We start from the raw sequence: 16,346 nt of genomic DNA, 5'->3' as shown, positions 1-16,346 counted from the left end.
GCGCAACGCCGGCGAGCAGAAGGGAACATCTGTGGCCATTGGATTGAGGGTCGATCCCGCCGCACTGCACGTCGGCAGCAACGACATGTTCAACGCGATCGGCGAGGCCGCTCTGGATTTCTTCAGCCATGAGGACGGGCTGGCCGAGGCCACGCCGGGCTGGATCGGATCCTCGGAGCTGGCGTTGGGCCAGCTCGCGGCGCGGTGGCAGGCCCGCCACGACCACCACCAGCTGCAGGTGGACGGCCTGGGGTCGCACGTCGCCGAGGCGATGCTCGGCTATATCACCAACGAGGACGAGTCGGCGCGAGCTTTCCGGTCGGTGCGGGAGTAGGGGTCACGAGTGGGTCAGTTGACCCCATCCGACGTCAAGCGGTGGGATCTCGGCGCGATCCAGAAGGTGTTCGAGACGGCCAGTGGGCGCGCCAATACCTTGCAGCTGTTGGGGGACAACCTGCAGCAGGTCCACAACGTTCTCAGCGGCTGGCAGGGCGAGGCCGGAGACGCGTTTCGTGCCGATCTGGGAAAGGCTCGCCGTGACATCGAGGCCGACGGTCAGGAGTCCAGGCAGGTAGCCGCGGCGGTGTCGCGCGCCGAGGGGGACGTGCGCGCGTGCAAGCGCGAGCTCGAGGACATCGAGCGGGCCGCCGAAGCCAACGGCTGGACCATCACCCCGGATTGGCGAATAGACGTGGGCGACACGTGGATTGGGCGCGATACCCTAGGGTTCGCCGCCCAGCAGCAGCTGCTGCAGGATCAGCTCATTGCGTTGAATGTGCATGCCCACAGCGCCGACCACGAGCTCGCCACCGCTGTCCGTATTGCCGTGGGTGATGTCCCGCTGGACGCTGGCGGACATCCGCCAAGTGGTGGCGCACCGCCGCAAGGTCCGCCGAATCCGGCGACCGGGCGCAAGCCACGGACGTGGCAAGACATGCTGTTGCCCGATGCCCCCGCCGGCGCTGGGCCGGACGGTGCCCCGTCGAATGGGCCGCCCGTTCCCGCCGGCGCCGGGGGTAAGCCGCTGTCGCTGCAGGACATGCTGTTGCCGGCTGGCCCCGCCGGCGCGGGGCGGGGCGGTGTCCCGCCGCCGCGGCTCAACCCCGCAGACGTGGAGAGCTTCAAGACGATGGCCCGCCAAACCATGATCCGCGACGGTGTGCCGCCGAATCAGATCGAGGCGCGCCTCAACGACATCGTTGGCCGCACCCAGCAGTGGATCGACAACGGTATGCCCAACTACGTTCCCCCCGAGCCAAAGGCCCCGCCGCCACCCGGATTCTCCGAAGGATTCAGCGACCGCTGGTTCGCTACCGAACAGGGGATCAAAAACCTCATCGGGCAGGGAGGACCGGGAGCTCCGAGTGTGCTCACGTCATGGGAGCAGATGCTCAAGGGCACCGCCGCGACGGCCCTAAACCCGGTGGGCACGGCGATCGGGGAAGTCAAGAATGCGTTGGACTCGCCGAGTCCGGCTTACTATTTGGGCGCCAAAGCCTCGGATGCGGCCACCACGTTGCCCGCGATGCTCTTCGGTGGGGAGGGGGCCGCCGCCTTACGGGCAGGCGAACTGGCCGACATTGGCGCCGGTGTGCTCGACACCGGCCCGGTGGTTTCACCGCATGCACCGGTCGGCTTCGATCACCCTTTCGGCTACAACCCGTGGGCAGAGCAGGCGGCCACGGATCTCACCTACGCGCACCTGCATGGAGAGCCCACGTCGGGACTCAGCCAACAACTCACCGACATGTCGACTCACTACGTTGGTGACAACCCAGACCGAGTAGTCCTCGGCAAGTTCGGCGGTCACGAAAGTGGTTACATCGGCGAGGCCAGAGGCCAGGGTGGGATATATTTCGACACCGGTGATCCAACCTGGGACGCCCTCACCAGGGGCCTCGGCGACACACAAGAACGAAGCCTGGTGTGGCAAGTCAACGAACGCTTCCTCCGCACCCAGATGGAGAACGGCGTGCCCCACATCGAGTACGTCTTGCCCAAAGGTTTCGATAGCGTTGAACAGTTGGCGGAAGTGCAGAGGCGATCTTACTCAGCTCTGGAGATCAACTTCCTAAAAGACGTCGCAGGAGCTTACGGGTACGCACAGCGCGGGAATGTGTGGGTATACAAGGGAGGTGGTTAGCTAGTGAAACCAGCTGAGGTGGCACGGTTTTTGGAGCCCACGTTGTCGCACACCGGTTTCGAGCTAGACGAGATACACGATGCGGTGATTTATCAACATCGTCCTGCATGGGCAATCTACTACCGCGGTCAGGATTGCAAACTTCAAATTTGTTGGTCGGCCCGGGACGGCGGCATAGATTTCATGCTCGCGACACTCGATGCGCCGAACGAATTTGGCCTGCTGAACCTGTCAGAGAAATGGCAGTTTATGCTAATGCTTAGTGACGTCCACGATGACTTAACGACACCTGGACTCGACGCCGACGACAGCCTAGTGCTGTCCTGGCTCAAGGCGCTTTTCAAAATACATTTTGAAGCTGCTCGGAGTGCATTGCTGGCGGGAGGCTAGCAACAGATAAGACTCTAATGTAGGTGAAAAAAATCTTGGACGATAAGTCTGCTGAACTTCGAACCGAGATCGATCGGTTGTCGGAAAAGCCTGGTGTTCGTCCTATGCCTGTCGGATTCCGAACGAACGATGCCCTGAATATGTATGTTGCCTGGTACACCGAGGGCGTAGTCGCACGGCAAGCTTCCAGATGGGTGGGGGACCGAGCCGAACGCTTCAAGTATGAATATCAGGTATTGAGTCAATTCAGTGCTAATTGGGCTAAGAGAAATGTCCGAGAGACTGCGGCGTTGCTTCGCAATAGCCAGCCGGAGGGCATTTCTCTGCTCCCCGACATCGGCGAAACCCTGTGACGCCTGCTCATGTGGTTTCTGTGTGCGGATGCGATCCGCGGCGTTCCCACCAGGATCACGCGCCGAACCTACGCCGGAAAGCGATCGAGGAACAGCGCCTCAGCTGTTTTCGGTGATCCACATGGTGGTGAAACGCAGTGTCTCAGGGATGCCCTCGGCCAAACCGCTCCCGATGGATTTCTCGAGTTTGCCCCCCACCAAAGGGATTTTGACCTCGACGCTCAGGGTGGCGCGCAGTTGCGAGCCGCTGTCGTCCGTCGGCGCCAGCCACGTTTCGGCATGGCCTGACCCCAGTCCGCCCGACGCCGAGACGCTGACTTGCCCCCGTACCTGGCGGCGACCGTCCGGTCGCCACGTCTCGGTCTGCACGATCTTCACTTCACTGGTGACGAATTTGGCGACCAGGCCGGGTAGAAGCTGACGACCTAGGCGTTGGGTCGTGCGCACCGTCACCGTGCCGTCGGTGTCGGCCACCAGCGAATCCAAGGTGGTGTCGGCGGCACCGGCGGCGATGCGGGCCAGCCAGTAGTCCTCGCGACCGAATGCGGCATGAATCTGCTCGACACTGGCGGGTGACTCGGTCAAGACGTCGAATGAGCGCGGCATATCAACCCATTCTGGCAGAGGCCGGGTTCAGGGCCGCTCGAAGTGCTGGTAATCGATCGGCTCCATCCAGTCGCCACCCCACCGCCACTCGCGATCAGTGAACGCGCGTACGGCAGGGTCGCCGTCGTGTAAGAGTCCCGGGTCGGTCCGGCTGCGGTCGAGGTAGTCCGCCGCGTTCTGCGGCTGGAAGGTGCCACGGGCGTAGACGCACGGGTTAAGACGTGGATTGAGGTCAATAGCCCGACCGTGGGCGTGTTGAGACCATTGGTTACTCCCCGGGATCCCTCGGCAGTTGAACGCCGAAGTGTTGTTGTCCTCCATCGACAGCTCATCGTCCGCGGCCGGATAGTGGTCAGCCGTGCGCATCTTCTCGATGGGGAAACCCATTCGGTAGAGCTGCCCGAAGATCGTGATGACCTGCGGCACCAGGTCTTCGTGCACGATCAGCTCGCCGCGGTGGGTCTGCCCGTCGAAACCGATGTGGTCGACGTCGACCCGCCGCAGTTGCGCGGGTTCCACCGGGCAGCCCGGTCGCCAGCTCGCGCCGAGTTCCGCGGCGGTGACCGGATGAACGGCATTGCCGGCAAGTGTTGGCGGCGTACCAGCCAACACGGCTGCAGCCGCCGCCATGCCCACCAGCACGGCAACCCGCCGCCGGCAGGACATCAATGGGGAAGTGTCCTCAGCGCTTGCTTTCATCCCGAGAAATCCGCTGCGATCCAGATCTCGTCGAACAGTGCAGCGCCAACGCTACCGCAGGCACATCGCCTGTGCCAGCCAGTGTCCGAAGCGCGTTACCGCGTCGAAACGGGCTGTGCCCGTTCGTAATACAGGCGGTGTGCGGTGTAGACGGCAATCGGCAACGGCGTGTCGATGATGTGGTCGGGTGGCAGATGTCGTGCAATCCACGAAGTCGTCGACCTACCCTGGCGATATGCCCGTCGTCGGCGATTTGGGCCGCTTTCTCCGCGGCAGGTGGATGATCCGGCCACGATCGCTACGCAACGCCATCGTTGTCGCCACTGTGTTGCTTGCGCTGGCTGCGGCCTCCTCGCCTGGCTTCACATCACGCCCGCCCGCGACCGACGGTGCGTGGGTGGCGCGGGTACCAGATGCGCGTTCTGCACCGAACTTCGCAACCGTCTCCAAGCTGATCAACGATGCGATCGCCGCACACGCGCTGCCGGGCGCTGTGGTGGTCGTCGGACACGGCGGCAAGGTCGTCTTCCACCGGGCCTACGGTGTGCGGAAGCTTGCGGGCGAACCGGGCCTGGACGGATCGCCCGCGCCTGCGGAGCCGATGACCGAGGACACGATCTTCGACCTGGCGTCGTTGACGAAAAGCCTCGCAACGGCGACCGCCGTCATGCAGCTCTCCGAACAAGGCAAGGTTGCGTTCGACGATCCCGTCCAGAAGTATGTGCCCGACTTCAACACGACGAACGATCCACAGCGTGCAAAGGTGACGGTTCGCATGCTGCTGACCAACACTTCGGGTGAGGGGATCGACGTAAGCCTCCGGGATCCGTGGGGACTGGACGGGTCCGACAAAGCCGAAGGCATGCATCGTGCGCTCACTACGCCGCTGCAGTCGAGTCCCGCTGGAGCTTTCCGCTACTCCGACATCAACTACATCCTGCTTGGCGCCCTGCTCGAGAAGATCACGGGCCAGGCCGAAGACATCTACGTTCAGCACAATGTGTTTGTGCCACTTGGCTTGCAAGACACCCGGTATCTTCCACCGGTCAAGGCGTGCGGTCCCCACACGATGAGAGGAGCTGCGGTTGCCGCGGCTCCCGGCCAGGTGCCGATGGCCTGCCCTGCGGGGAAGTGGAGCACAACTCTGTTGCCGCGGATCGCACCGACAGCACGTGATGAGGAAAGCAGAGACGACCCGAGGAGAAATCCGGATTACTATGCCCTGCTTCGGGGTACGGTGCATGACCCGACGGCGCGCCGCATGGGGGGAGCGGCCGGCAACGCCGGCGTATTCTCGACGGCGCGCGATGTCAGCGTGTACGCGCAGGCACTGCTTGATCGGCTTGCCAACCGCCCGAGCAAATTTCCGCTACAGCAAGCGACTCTCGAGCTGATGACGACTCCTCAGCAGCCCGGCCATAGCGCCCAACAACTCGAAGCGGCCAGCCGTGCCACCCAAGAAGCCATCGCAAAGACGCCGAACACAACGAATCCGTTAGTGGCTCCGCACTATCCGGCGATCGAGGGACAAAGTCTGTTCGGTTTCGGATGGGATATTGATACGGCCTACTCCATGCCGCGAGGCATGATCTTTCCGATCGGCAGCTTCGGCAACACCGGCTTCACCGGAACCACGCTCTGGATGGACCCGGGCTCGGATACCTACGTGATCCTGCTCTCCAACTCGATCCACCTGCGGGGTAGTCCGCCGATCTCGAATCTGAGGGGTGCGGTAGCCACGGCGTCGGCCCGGGCCCTACATCTGTACGGTGCTGCGTAGTCGGCCCCGGCGTCGACGCCTGGTCGATGGGAAACCTTCTAGCTCGCCGGGCAGGCCCTACGACTGCGGCCCAGTTCCCAACAGCCGCAACGGATGCAAGCCGTCGACATTGCCGACGAACGGCGGGTGGATGCTGTAGCCGAGCATGCGGCGAATGTCATCGGAGGCCACTCGCGCGATGTCGCGCGACACCGACAAGCTGAAGGCTTCCATCGGCCGCAGCCACGGTTCACAGTATTGAGCGGTGATGGCCAGGCGCTCGCGGGCGGTGGTGTTGGCGCCTCCGCCATGCCACAGGGTGCCGACGAAGAAGACGCACGAACCGGCGGGCATGACCACGGGCAACGCCTGATCGTCGGAGCCCGGCCGGCGCTTGCCCCAGCGGTGGCTGCCCGGGTATAGGACTGTGGCGCCGTTGTGGGCGGTGAAGTCGTCGATCGCCCAGATCGTGGCGGCCGCCAACGGAGGCCGGGGACGCGGAATCGGGTAGAAGCCGTCGTCATGGTGAGCCAGCTGCGCCGCCTCACCGGGCTGAATGTTGATGGCCTGCAACGCCGAAAGCAAATAGTTGGGCATCAGTAAACGGTCGAGCGCCGCGAGCACCCGGGGATTGTCGACAAGCCGATCACACACCCGCGTCCTGCTCAGCACGCTGTAGATCCGCTGGGTACGGCGACCCTCGAATGAGTTGCGTCCGGTGTGCCCGAGCCACGGCCGGACCGCCTCACGAATCCGCGCGCATTCCTCGCTGCTGAGCAGGTTCTCCCAAATGACGTAGCCGTCGCGGTCGAGTGCCGCCATGTCGGCGTCGACGATCGCGCTGTCGACCGAACTTCCGCCGGTGGGCGTCCGCTTGTACCGCTGCGAAAGATCGCCCCGAAGGTCCTCGAGCGTTGTGAGGGATTCGTCGTCGATGCTCATTGGTGCTCGTCCTTAGTCCGCTGGCACTTCTACCCACACTAGGCCGAGTCTGGTGCGAGTCACACCCAAACCGCCGACGGGTCAACCCCGAAGGCCGCTGATGAAGCGTTGCACGCTTCGGCTCAGCGACCGTGGTACGTGGTCGGGATCCATCAGCTCGTTCTCGGCCAGCGGGCCCGCCTCATTGGCCACGGTGCTCTCGGTGAACGGCTGCAACGTTTTGCCGTCGCCGCGAAGTGCCTCGATGGCCTGGTGAACCGATCGGTGTTCCGCGATTGCCGCTTCGAACTCGCCGGGTGACACTCCCAGGTGCTCGGCCACCAATTGGTTTCGCACCGAGGTGATTTCGCGGCTTACGTCATCATGCTCGGAATTGGTTGATGCCTCGATGGCCATATCGCATTCGCTGTCGAACCCCATCGACCGGTTGTTGAAGTTCGATGACCCGATCCGCAGCAGCCGATCGTCGACGACCAACACCTTCGAGTGGATGTAGATCGGCGTGCCGCCGTCGGTCATCGGCCAGTAGACCCCCAACCGGTCATGCTCGTCGGCTTCCCACAGCCGTTGGATCAGGCGGTGGCGGGCACTGTCCATCGTGCCCCGCTCGAGCGGGTTGTTGCCTTTACGGGCAAGCACGATGACGACCTCGGGGCCGTCGCCTTCCCGCAGCCGCGCAGCCAGCGCTTTGGGCCCGGCAGTGCCTTGTCGCCGCGCTCGAACGTCACCCTGGAGTCGAAGTCCCAGCCGATCAGCATGATTCGGTGCCGGGCACGCAGCATGGCCGCCTTGACGTGTTTGAAGTAGTCGGCCGCATCGATGATGGGGGCGAACTTTTCGGCACGTGCCGTGCGCCAGCACGTGTGGCCGGGAGTCAGCAGTCGATCATCGTGCACGCTGGGACTTTCAACGATGTTGATGGGTCAGCGCGGACATAGCCACTGTGTACCACACCGAGCCCGCACGCCCCGGCGGTCCGGGTCGGCGGTGGCAGGACCGTGCCGATAGACGAGAATGAAGAGGTGCGCATTCTTGTAGTGCTAGCGGGCCTCGTCGCCCTCGGCGGTGCGGCCGCGCTGGCACAGGCCGATCCGGCCGGCAATTCGGGATCAGACGCGAGCTTTCTGGCTGCGCTCAACAGGGCCGGCATCACGTATCAGAGCCCCGCTATCGCCGTCGGGGTGGGCAAACGGGCATGCGAACTGATGGACCAGGGCCATCCCCAGGTCGACGTCATCCACAACATGTCGTTGAGCAATCCGGGGTTTACGGTGGACGGCGCCGCCCAGTTCACCATGATCGCCGCGAACGCTTACTGCCCCCAGCACCTCGGGCAGCTGGTCGCCCAGGGGTCGGCGGGGCCCTAGGTCAACGACCGTCCCATCGTGTCGCCCGGGCCGCCTAGGGCGGCTACACCGACTGGAAGCTGAGTTCCACTTCGGAGCGGGTGCGAACCTGATCGCTGCCGAGCACGTAGGTCGGCACGGTGTGGGGGACCGTGGTGCCTGCCTTGACCCTGGCTTGGGCCTGCCGAAACTCCGGGGTCGGGCCCGAGGCGGCGTTGATCCCGTTGATGATCGACCACACCGCGGTGCGACGGGCGGTGCGTTCGATGATGTTGCAGTCGCGGTGCTGCAGCAGTTGCTTGGCCCATTTCGGCATCGTGTCGCGAATGGCCCAGTCGACGGCCGCCTGCGGCATCGCAACGTTGGGGCCGGTGCCCATCGCTTTCCCATGGGTGACAGCCAATTTCGGTAAGTACGATTCCAGGCATTCGAGCGTTTCGGCCTTGGTGGTCGGCAGATCGGTGCCGCCCAGGGCATGCCCGACCCGGACGAACTCGCCGTAGTAGCGGTCGAGTTTCTTGCCGCGCAACGGCATTGGATGATACAGCTCGTGTGCGGTGGCCAACCCCCAGACCACCGTCGCATAGTTCCACCGCAGCCACTCGGGGTCGTCGGCGTCGTAGCGGGCTCCGTCGGGACGGGTGCCCTTGATGGTGTGGTGCATCGCGCGCACGGATTTCGCCAGGCGTTCAGCGGTTTCCGTCGAACCGTATGCCGTGCCGATGAAGAACGCGACCGAGTGGCCCAGGCGTATCGCGGCGCCTTCGGGGTCGATCTGCGGCACGCGCGAGATCGGGTTTCCGCTGCTGTCGCGCTTGATCAGACGCGAATGGTGCATACCCATCCAGTAGATCGACGGGTCCAGGCTCTCCATGAAGGCCGCACAGTGCAGGCCGAAGATCAGCGCGGGCAGGTGTGAATGCACGCGCCACACGGCGCTGTCGGGACCGAACCAGCCCGGATCGCCGACGGGTGCGGCGAACTCCATGCCGCGGAAGAAGTGCCGCCGCATGTTGTCGTCCAACTGTTTGTTGATCAGCTGCCCGACTATCTGGTGTGGTAGGAACACAGATCACTTCCTCAGATTTCTGGTTACGACTGTAACCAGAATATGTTTTGGTTACAGGTGTGACAAGACCCGCGCTCCCTCGACCTACGCTGTAGGGATGTCGAGTCCCACCCGGTGGGCCGGTGTACCGCTCAAGGACCGCCGCGCCAAGCGTCGCGCGCTGCTGGTCGAGGCCGCGTACCGCCTGTTCGGCAGCGCCGGCGAGGCGGCCGTCTCGGTCCGCTCGGTCTGCCGGGAATGCGGATTGAACACCCGGTATTTCTACGAGAGCTTCGGCGACACCGACGATCTGCTCGGCGCGGTCTACGACCAGGTGAGTGAGCAGCTCGGTGAACTCATCGCAGCGGCCATCGAGCAGGCCGGGGATTCACTGGGGGCCCGGACCCGGGCCGGTATCGCGGCGGTGCTGGGCTTCTCCTCGGACGATCCACGCCGCGGCCGGGTGTTGTTCACCGATGCGCGCACCAACCCGGTGCTGACCGCCCGGCGCCGCGCCACCCAGGACATGTTGCGCCAGGGTGTGCTGACCGAGGGCTGGCGTCTTAATCCGGGTTCCGATCCGGTGGCCGCCGAGGTTGCCGCGGCCATGTACACCGGCGCGATGGCAGAGCTTGCCCAGCAGTGGCTCGCCGGTCATTTGGGCAGTGATCTCGACGCCGTCGTCGATTACGCGTTGAAGCTCGTGCTGCGGTAGCGGGGAGTGGTGATGGACCGAATCGAACGCGCGATGGACCCGGTTCGACGCATCCTGGGCCACCAGGTCAGCGTCGGCGCGCTGATCGAACTGGCGGTGTGGCTGGCGATCCCCTACCTCTGTATTGGGTTCGCGTGGACCGTTCTTCACCCCGAGCAGACTCAGCGGATTCAGGCACGCATAGAAGCCGTGTCGCCCATCGGCGCCGACGTCATGGCCTTCGGGCTGGCCACGGCATTGTGGCCGGCCGCGCTGCAGATCGCCGACGCGTGCCCGGCGCCGTGATCGACTTTCTGATCGAATGCGTGCGCGATAGGGCGGTTTGCTCCTAGGCTGTCAGACCATGTCAATCGACCGGTTCGGCCTACTTATGGGCACTATTCGGCTTGCCTCTGGCGTTTCGTTCCTCGTTGATCCCCTGCGCGCGAACAAGTTGTGGGGCGACCCGGAGGAGCCGACGCCGACGGCGCGGCTGTTGTTGCGGTCGATGGGGTATCGCGACGCGTTGATCGGTGCACTGCTGGCGGGCGCGGCGCTGCGTGGCAAAAACACCCGTGGCTGGTTCCTTGCCTCCGCCGGTGCCGACGTTTCCGACCTCGTCGGCGGCATGAGCGTGCACAGCGAGCTGAAGCCCTCGCAGCAACTGATCGGCCTGGGCGGCGCCGGCGTCGGGATCGCCGTTGGGCTGTGGGGCGCGGTACGTCCGGCCAGGCGGGCGGACGAACAGGCAGCCGAAAGCCCCGGACGAATCTCTCGCTGACAGGCGAGCGGAGATGCGGTTGACTAAGCGTCATGGGATTCGGTGTGCTGACATTTGTTACCGACGAGGGCATTGGTCCGGCGGACCTTGGGAAGGCGCTTGAGCAGCGCGGTTTTGAATCGTTGTTTGTCGCGGAGCACTCACACATCCCGGTCGACGCGAAGACGCCTTATCCGATGGGTGGCCCCATTCCGCCGAAGTATTACCGGACGTTGGATCCGTTTGTCGCGTTGACGGCCGCGGCGGTCGCCACTGAGCGGCTCGTTCTGGGTACCGGGATCGCGCTGGTGCCCCAGCGCGATCCGATTCATACCGCCAAAGAGGTGGCCTCGTTGGATCTGGTGTCGCAGGGGCGGTTTCGATTCGGCGTGGGTGTGGGCTGGCTGCGTGAAGAAATTGCGAACCACGGTGTCGATCCCTCGGTGCGAGGACGCGTGGTGGATGAGCGGCTCGACGCGATGATCGAAATCTGGACGACCGAAAAAGCCGAATTCCACGGGAAATTCGTGAACTTTGACCCGATCTACAGCTGGCCGAAGCCAGTGCAGAAACCGTATCCGCCGCTGTATCTCGGTGGGAGCCCGGCGGGCTTCAAGCGCATCGCCCGACTGAAGGCCGGCTGGCTCTCGATGAGCCCCTCCGCGAAAGCCTTGGCCGGGCAGCTCGAGAAGCTACGGGCTGTCGCCGACCACGACGTCCCGGTGATCAACGTCCACGGTGGTAAAGCGACGGCGACAGAGCTCGAGAGTTATCGCGATTTGGGCCTGGAGCATCTTCTGGTGGACCTGCCCACCGAACCTCGCGACCAAACGCTTCGCCGTCTCGATGATCTGCAGGCCGAATTCGCCAAGCTAGCGTAAACTCAAGTCCCGCAAAACGTTTGGTATTTACCGAAGTCCTCGGGGGCGGGGCTGGCATAGCGCTCCAAACCGGGTCGTTGCGCGTACGGCTCGGTCACCGCCGCGAGGAGCTGCTCAAGGGGGGCGAGCTCGCCGTCCGTCGCCGCGGTGAGCGCCTCCTCGACCAGATGATTACGCGGGATATAGATCGGGTTGATGCGATCCATCGCATCGGCGTCGGGACCCAAGGCCTGCCAGCGCGCCAACCACGCGTCAAAGCCGGCGAGGTCCATGAACAACCCGCGCGTGGGCTCGGCGTCACCCCGCGCCGCCTGGCCGAGCTGGCGGAAGAACGACGTGTAATCGACGTGGTTGTGCTTGAGTAAAAGGAGCAGTTCGTCGACCAACGCCGTGGCAAATTCGCCATCGACGTCAGCGGATAGGCCGAGTTTGGCGCGCATCCCGGCGGCCCACACCGCGTCGTAGCGGGCGTGGAACACCCCGAACGACTGCTCCGCGAGCGCGATCGCGTCCTCGGTGCGCTCCGATAGCAACGGGAGGAGCGTCTCGGCGAAGCGGGCAAGGTTCCATCCGGCGATGACCGGCTGGTTGCCGTAGGCGTAGCGCCCCCAGAAATCGATCGAGCTGAAGACCGTGTCGGGGTCGTAGGCATCCATGAAGGCGCACGGTCCGTAGTCGATTGTTTCGCCCGAGATCGTCGTGTTGTCGGTGTTCATCACCCCATGGACGAATCCGATCAGCATCCACTGGGCGATCAGCGCGGCCTGCACGGCCACCACCGCTTCCAACAACGCGAGGTAGGGGTGCTCGGCCTTCGCCGCGCCGGGATGGTGGCGGGCGATCGCGTGGTCGGCGAGGCGGCGCAGTAGGTCCTTGTTGCCGGTGGCCGCCGCGTATTGGAAGCTGCCCACCCGCAGGTGACTGCTGGCGACCCGGGTGAGCACGGCGCCCGGCAGTGTGGTTTCGCGATGGACCGGACGCCCGGTGCCGACCACGGCCAGCGATCGGGTCGTCGGCACACCCAGGGCGTGCATCGCCTCGCTGACGATGTACTCACGCAGCATCGGTCCCACCGCCGCCAGGCCATCCCCACCTCGGGCGAAGGGCGTGGCGCCGGAACCCTTCAGGTGGATGTCACGCAACCGCCCGTCGTTGTCGATGAGTTCGCCGAGCAGCAGCGCGCGCCCGTCGCCCAATCGCGGGACGAAGCCGCCGAACTGGTGCCCCGCGTAGGCCTGGGCGACCGGGGCGGCCCCGCTGGGCACCAGGTTGCCCGACAGCAGGCGCAGCCCGTCGGAACTGCGCAGCCAGGTGGCGTCGAGCCCGAGCTGTTCGGCGAGCTGCTCGTTGAGCGCGAGCAGCCGCAACTCGGGAAACGTCTCGGCTTGCCAGCGGACCGCCATCTCCGGCAATTCGCGGAAAAACCAGTCTTGCAGGGCAACGGTGGTTTCCGGTGCAACGCTCATCTCACCGAGCCTACGGAAACTCGAGCAGAGTCAACGCGGCCTCGGCGGTAGCCGCTAGCTGATGGCTTTCCCGATCAGATCGCGGGCGCGATCGAGCATGGACGCAAACGGGCCGAGGGCGAAATTCAGCTCCGCCGATTCGACGCCTGGGTGGGGGTGGGTCGGCGCGATGGCCTCGGCGGCGCGCACCGCTGTTCCCATCCGCTTGAGATCGTCGGCGTCGAGCTGCTGCTGAAGAACCGGGAACTCCTCGCTTTCCTCACGCTTGGCGTGTTCGAGCACGGCTTCCCGCAACTTCGTGACCTGGTCGATGAACTCGTCAGAGGTGACGTCGAGCTGCTCGATCCGCGACAGCAGCTCCTTGGCACCGTGCTCTTCTTTCAAGCGAGCGTCGACGATCGCGTCGCCGGCCTTCGCCTCACGGCGTGCTCGCGGGTGCACCAGCATCTCCTCGGCGGTTTCGTGGACCGCCAGCAATTGCCGCAGCGTCGCGAACGGCTTTTCCCGCGCTTTGGGATCCGTGGCGTGCAGCACCTGGTCGAACATGTCCTCGATGAGGTTGTGCTGCGCTTTCAGGAACGCGACGACTTCGTCGGGTGATTGGATAATCATCTCGGCCATCGCCGATACCTCCTGTATTGAGAGAGTTGAATCCGCGCGTACGGGCTGTGTGCGGTTTCGGCAGGCATACCCGGTGTGCAAGCTGCTAAACGCCGCGCGGCGCCGATGTCCTGGGCTTTCGCCGTGTTGATGGGACGGCTCCCGGGATGTATTGGGCTCTGCCACAGTGTCTTTCGATCAGCCTCAGGTTGTTGCGACGACGGTCGGCGCGGTGCCGCATCGCGGCCGGTCGGCGACGTTGGTGCTTCCGCGGGGCATCCGTGACCACCGGTTCTGGATAATCGCTACGGTTAGGGACGAGAGGCCCACGCACAACTCACAGAGACGACAGATCAGCGCAAATGTACGAACAGGTCAACAGCAACGCCGCCGAGTCCGAAGACATCGGCTCTCGCATCGACCCGGTACTGGCCCGAAGTTGGCTACTGGTCAACGGCACGCATGCCGACCGGTTCCAGTCTGCGGTGGACTCCCGCGCTGACGTCGTCGTTTTCGACATCGAGGACGCGGTCGCGCCCAAAGACAAGCACACCGCGCGCGACAACGTCGTGAGTTGGCTCGGCGCCGGCAACATCGACTGGGTCCGCATCAATGGCTTCGGTACCCCCTGGTGGGCGGACGACTTGGCCGCGCTGGCCACCACGCCGGTCGGCGGGGTGATGCTGGCGATGGTCGAATCGGTCGACCACGTCACCGAGACCGCGAAACGGCTGCCCGATGTGCCGATCGTGGCCCTGGTCGAGACGGCCCGGGGTCTGGAGCGCATCACCGAGATCGCCGCGACCAAGGGGACCTTCCGGCTGGCCTTCGGTATCGGGGATTTCCGCCGCGACACCGGCTTCGGGGATGACCCGGCCACCCTGGCCTACACGCGATCTCGCTTCACCATCGCCTCCAAAGCCGCCGACCTGCCCAGCGCGATCGACGGGCCGACCATCGGCTCCAATCCACTGAAACTGATCGAGGCCACGGCGGTCTCAACCCAGTTCGGGATGACCGGAAAGATCTGCCTGACACCGGACCAATGCGCCGTCGTCAATGAGGGACTGTCACCGTCCCAGGACGAAATATCTTGGGCGAAAGAGTTTTTCACCGAGTTCGAGCTTGACGGGGGAGAGATCCGGAACGGCTCCGATCTGCCCCGCATCGCCCGGGCCACCAAGATCCTCGAGCTGGCTCGCGCGTACGGTATCGAGGCGTTGGACATCGACGAGGAAGAACGCGATCACTCACCCGCGCCGTCGGACACCTATCACTACTGAGCCTTAGGCCGCATGTCGCGCGAGCGCGACGCCGACGCGGACTTCGAGCCTGCTCATGGTGATCGTGGGGGCGCGCGGCGGTGCCGCCGAACGGTAGGTTTTCCCGGTTGGTGTCGTGAAAAGCGCTGTATGGGTGTGGTTTTCATCCACGCTGGTGCGTACCGTCCACCCCGAATTCTCCTTGATGTAGTTGCACTGCTCGCACAATCCGAGACCGTTGTCTGCGGTGGTCGGGCCGCCGTCGGCCCACGGTTGCGCGTGGTCGCGGTGCCTGATCGGCGCGTCACAGTAGGGAGTGCGGCAGCGTTGATCGCGTAGCCCGATGAACGCGGCCAGACCCTGCGGGAAGATCCGTGCCCGTGACTCCATCGCCACCAGCGCCCCGGCCTTGGGATGCGTGTAGAGCCTGCGCAGTGTCGCTCGCGAACGTCGATCGATCACGGCGCCGGCGATCATGTTCCGGGCGACCGCCGCGGGAATGGGGCCGTAGCCGCAGATGTCGGCCGGGGTATTGCCGCCGCCCAGCAGCGTTTCGTCGGACAGCACCAGGTTGACGGCGATCGGGGTGGGGACCGTTGCGCAGCGTCCGGTGACCCGTTCCACCAAAGTGTCCGCCATCACCTGCCCGCGTGGTCGCCCGTCACCGCAGGTGTCTGCTTCGCGCCGCAGCGCCGCGTACACCGAAACTCCCTGAGTCACCGGCAATAACGCGGTGACATACGTCATCGTGTCGGGCGCCGGCCGAATGGTGACCGTGCGGTCGTTCTCGGCCTTGGCCGCCCGCTCGACGACGGCATGTGGGTCGAGCCGGTAGGCGATCGCCTTTGCGGCCGCGGCCACTCGCGCATCGCCCATGCCGCTCAGACTCGTGGCGGCGGCACACATTTCCGCGTCCAGGGCGCGGCGGTCCTCGACGTCCAGACATGCGCTCTCGCGCACGATCAGCGTTGCCCGCCACTCCGACAGGGCCCCGCATTCCAGTGCCGCCAGCGTGTGCGGCATCTCGTGCACCAGGGCTTTGGCGAAGCCCAGATGCCGGCCGCCCCGGGCGGGCGCATCCCGTCGCGCCAGGGCGACCTCGCCGGCAACGCCGCGTCCGCGCCGCTCGGCGGGCACCCCGGCCGCCGATTCGCTGGCCCGGCGCGCCGCGTCCAGGGCGGCCGCCGCCCGGGCCTGGCCGGCGGCCGCCGCGGACTTGACCGTCTCCAACTCGGCGATGCGCTCTATCAGCGCCGATTCGTCGGCCGCGGGGTCGATGTGATGTCTCAGGACATGGGTGACAGTTCTGTATCAGGACATCGGTGACGGTTTGTGTGTCAGGACTTCGGTGACGGTTTCCCGGGGTTGGGGCGTTGGCCGCGGGGTCTTCCGTTGCC

At 64.9% G+C, this 16,346-nt stretch carries 18 protein-coding genes and 1 pseudogene; 11 read left to right on the top strand and 8 right to left on the bottom strand.

Annotated elements, in window-relative coordinates:
- Positions 1-31: 31 nt before the first annotated feature.
- From EPN51_RS10260 to EPN51_RS10245, 4 genes are read left to right on the top strand one after another with little or no spacing between them, the layout of a single operon-like run.
- Complete coding sequence (locus EPN51_RS10260; RefSeq protein WP_293041524.1) at positions 32-334, top strand: RNA 2'-phosphotransferase; 303 nt, start codon at positions 32-34, stop codon at positions 332-334.
- Between the two features lie 9 nt (positions 335-343).
- The gene (locus EPN51_RS10255; protein ID WP_293041521.1) at positions 344-2,143 is read left to right on the top strand and encodes a hypothetical protein; all 1,800 of its coding nucleotides are present in this window, start codon (positions 344-346) and stop codon (positions 2,141-2,143) included.
- A gap of 3 nt (positions 2,144-2,146) precedes the next feature.
- Complete coding sequence (locus EPN51_RS10250) at positions 2,147-2,533, top strand: hypothetical protein (protein WP_293041518.1); 387 nt, start codon at positions 2,147-2,149, stop codon at positions 2,531-2,533.
- A 23-nt stretch (positions 2,534-2,556) separates the two neighbouring features.
- Positions 2,557-2,886, top strand: coding sequence for a hypothetical protein (locus tag EPN51_RS10245; RefSeq protein WP_293041515.1), 330 nt, complete (start codon positions 2,557-2,559; stop codon positions 2,884-2,886).
- Positions 2,887-2,985: 99 nt separating this feature from the next.
- Here the strand turns inward: EPN51_RS10245 and EPN51_RS10240 are convergent, their stop codons facing one another.
- Both EPN51_RS10240 and EPN51_RS10235 read right to left on the bottom strand, forming a co-directional pair.
- Positions 2,986-3,492, bottom strand: a complete 507-nt coding sequence (locus EPN51_RS10240; RefSeq protein WP_293041512.1) for a DUF2505 domain-containing protein — start codon at positions 3,490-3,492, stop codon at positions 2,986-2,988.
- A gap of 27 nt (positions 3,493-3,519) precedes the next feature.
- Positions 3,520-4,122, bottom strand: a complete 603-nt coding sequence (locus EPN51_RS10235; protein WP_293041661.1) for a M15 family metallopeptidase — start codon at positions 4,120-4,122, stop codon at positions 3,520-3,522.
- Positions 4,123-4,471: 349 nt separating this feature from the next.
- Here EPN51_RS10235 and EPN51_RS10230 point away from each other — a divergent pair, with 349 nt between their 5' ends.
- Positions 4,472-5,971: a serine hydrolase domain-containing protein gene (locus EPN51_RS10230; RefSeq protein WP_293041658.1), complete on the top strand. Its 1,500-nt coding sequence runs from the start codon at positions 4,472-4,474 to the stop codon at positions 5,969-5,971.
- Positions 5,972-6,028: 57 nt separating this feature from the next.
- Here EPN51_RS10230 and EPN51_RS10225 read toward each other — a convergent pair whose 3' ends face one another.
- Complete coding sequence (locus EPN51_RS10225; RefSeq protein ID WP_293041509.1) at positions 6,029-6,892, bottom strand: phytanoyl-CoA dioxygenase family protein; 864 nt, start codon at positions 6,890-6,892, stop codon at positions 6,029-6,031.
- Between the two features lie 81 nt (positions 6,893-6,973).
- Positions 6,974-7,788 (bottom strand): annotated as a pseudogene (locus tag EPN51_RS10220) (phospholipase D-like domain-containing protein).
- 126 nt (positions 7,789-7,914) lie between these two features.
- Here EPN51_RS10220 and EPN51_RS10215 point away from each other — a divergent pair.
- Positions 7,915-8,259 (top strand): DUF732 domain-containing protein, encoded by a 345-nt coding sequence (locus EPN51_RS10215; RefSeq protein ID WP_293041506.1) that lies wholly within the window; start codon positions 7,915-7,917, stop codon positions 8,257-8,259.
- A gap of 43 nt (positions 8,260-8,302) precedes the next feature.
- On the opposite strand, the gene EPN51_RS10210 is transcribed toward EPN51_RS10215, so the two are convergent.
- Positions 8,303-9,307, bottom strand: coding sequence for an oxygenase MpaB family protein (locus EPN51_RS10210; RefSeq protein ID WP_293041503.1), 1,005 nt, complete (start codon positions 9,305-9,307; stop codon positions 8,303-8,305).
- 97 nt (positions 9,308-9,404) lie between these two features.
- On the opposite strand from EPN51_RS10210, the gene EPN51_RS10205 reads away from it, so the two are divergent.
- The 4 genes from EPN51_RS10205 to EPN51_RS10190 are packed head-to-tail and all read left to right on the top strand — an operon-like array spanning position 9,405 to position 11,621.
- Complete coding sequence (locus EPN51_RS10205; RefSeq protein WP_293041500.1) at positions 9,405-10,001, top strand: TetR/AcrR family transcriptional regulator; 597 nt, start codon at positions 9,405-9,407, stop codon at positions 9,999-10,001.
- Positions 10,002-10,013: 12 nt separating this feature from the next.
- On the top strand, positions 10,014-10,286 hold the full coding sequence (locus EPN51_RS10200; RefSeq protein ID WP_293041497.1) for a hypothetical protein: 273 nt from the start codon (positions 10,014-10,016) through the stop codon (positions 10,284-10,286).
- Positions 10,287-10,344: 58 nt separating this feature from the next.
- The gene (locus tag EPN51_RS10195) at positions 10,345-10,761 is read left to right on the top strand and encodes a DUF4267 domain-containing protein (protein ID WP_293041494.1); all 417 of its coding nucleotides are present in this window, start codon (positions 10,345-10,347) and stop codon (positions 10,759-10,761) included.
- 32 nt (positions 10,762-10,793) lie between these two features.
- Complete coding sequence (locus tag EPN51_RS10190; protein WP_293041492.1) at positions 10,794-11,621, top strand: LLM class F420-dependent oxidoreductase; 828 nt, start codon at positions 10,794-10,796, stop codon at positions 11,619-11,621.
- 2 nt (positions 11,622-11,623) lie between these two features.
- Here EPN51_RS10190 and EPN51_RS10185 read toward each other — a convergent pair whose 3' ends face one another.
- Together EPN51_RS10185 and EPN51_RS10180 are read right to left on the bottom strand one after the other, a co-directional pair.
- Positions 11,624-13,087 carry a protein adenylyltransferase SelO gene (locus tag EPN51_RS10185; RefSeq protein ID WP_293041489.1) on the bottom strand — a complete coding sequence of 488 codons (1,464 nt, stop codon included), beginning with the start codon at positions 13,085-13,087 and terminating at the stop codon, positions 11,624-11,626.
- A 54-nt stretch (positions 13,088-13,141) separates the two neighbouring features.
- On the bottom strand, positions 13,142-13,708 hold the full coding sequence (locus EPN51_RS10180) for a hemerythrin domain-containing protein (RefSeq protein ID WP_293041486.1): 567 nt from the start codon (positions 13,706-13,708) through the stop codon (positions 13,142-13,144).
- Positions 13,709-14,049: 341 nt separating this feature from the next.
- Here EPN51_RS10180 and EPN51_RS10175 point away from each other — a divergent pair, with 341 nt between their 5' ends.
- Entirely contained in the window at positions 14,050-14,970 is a 921-nt protein-coding gene (locus tag EPN51_RS10175; protein WP_293041483.1) for a CoA ester lyase, read from the top strand.
- A gap of 3 nt (positions 14,971-14,973) precedes the next feature.
- On the opposite strand, the gene EPN51_RS10170 is transcribed toward EPN51_RS10175, so the two are convergent.
- Positions 14,974-16,239: an HNH endonuclease signature motif containing protein gene (locus EPN51_RS10170; protein WP_293041657.1), complete on the bottom strand. Its 1,266-nt coding sequence runs from the start codon at positions 16,237-16,239 to the stop codon at positions 14,974-14,976.
- Between the last annotated feature and the right edge of the window lie 107 nt (positions 16,240-16,346).

The organism is Mycobacterium sp. (genome assembly GCF_004298145.1).
In the GTDB taxonomy this organism is placed as follows: domain Bacteria; phylum Actinomycetota; class Actinomycetes; order Mycobacteriales; family Mycobacteriaceae; genus Mycobacterium.
The sequence above is the reverse complement of the archived record's forward strand: the minus strand, read 5'-3'. Positions and strand labels throughout refer to the sequence as shown.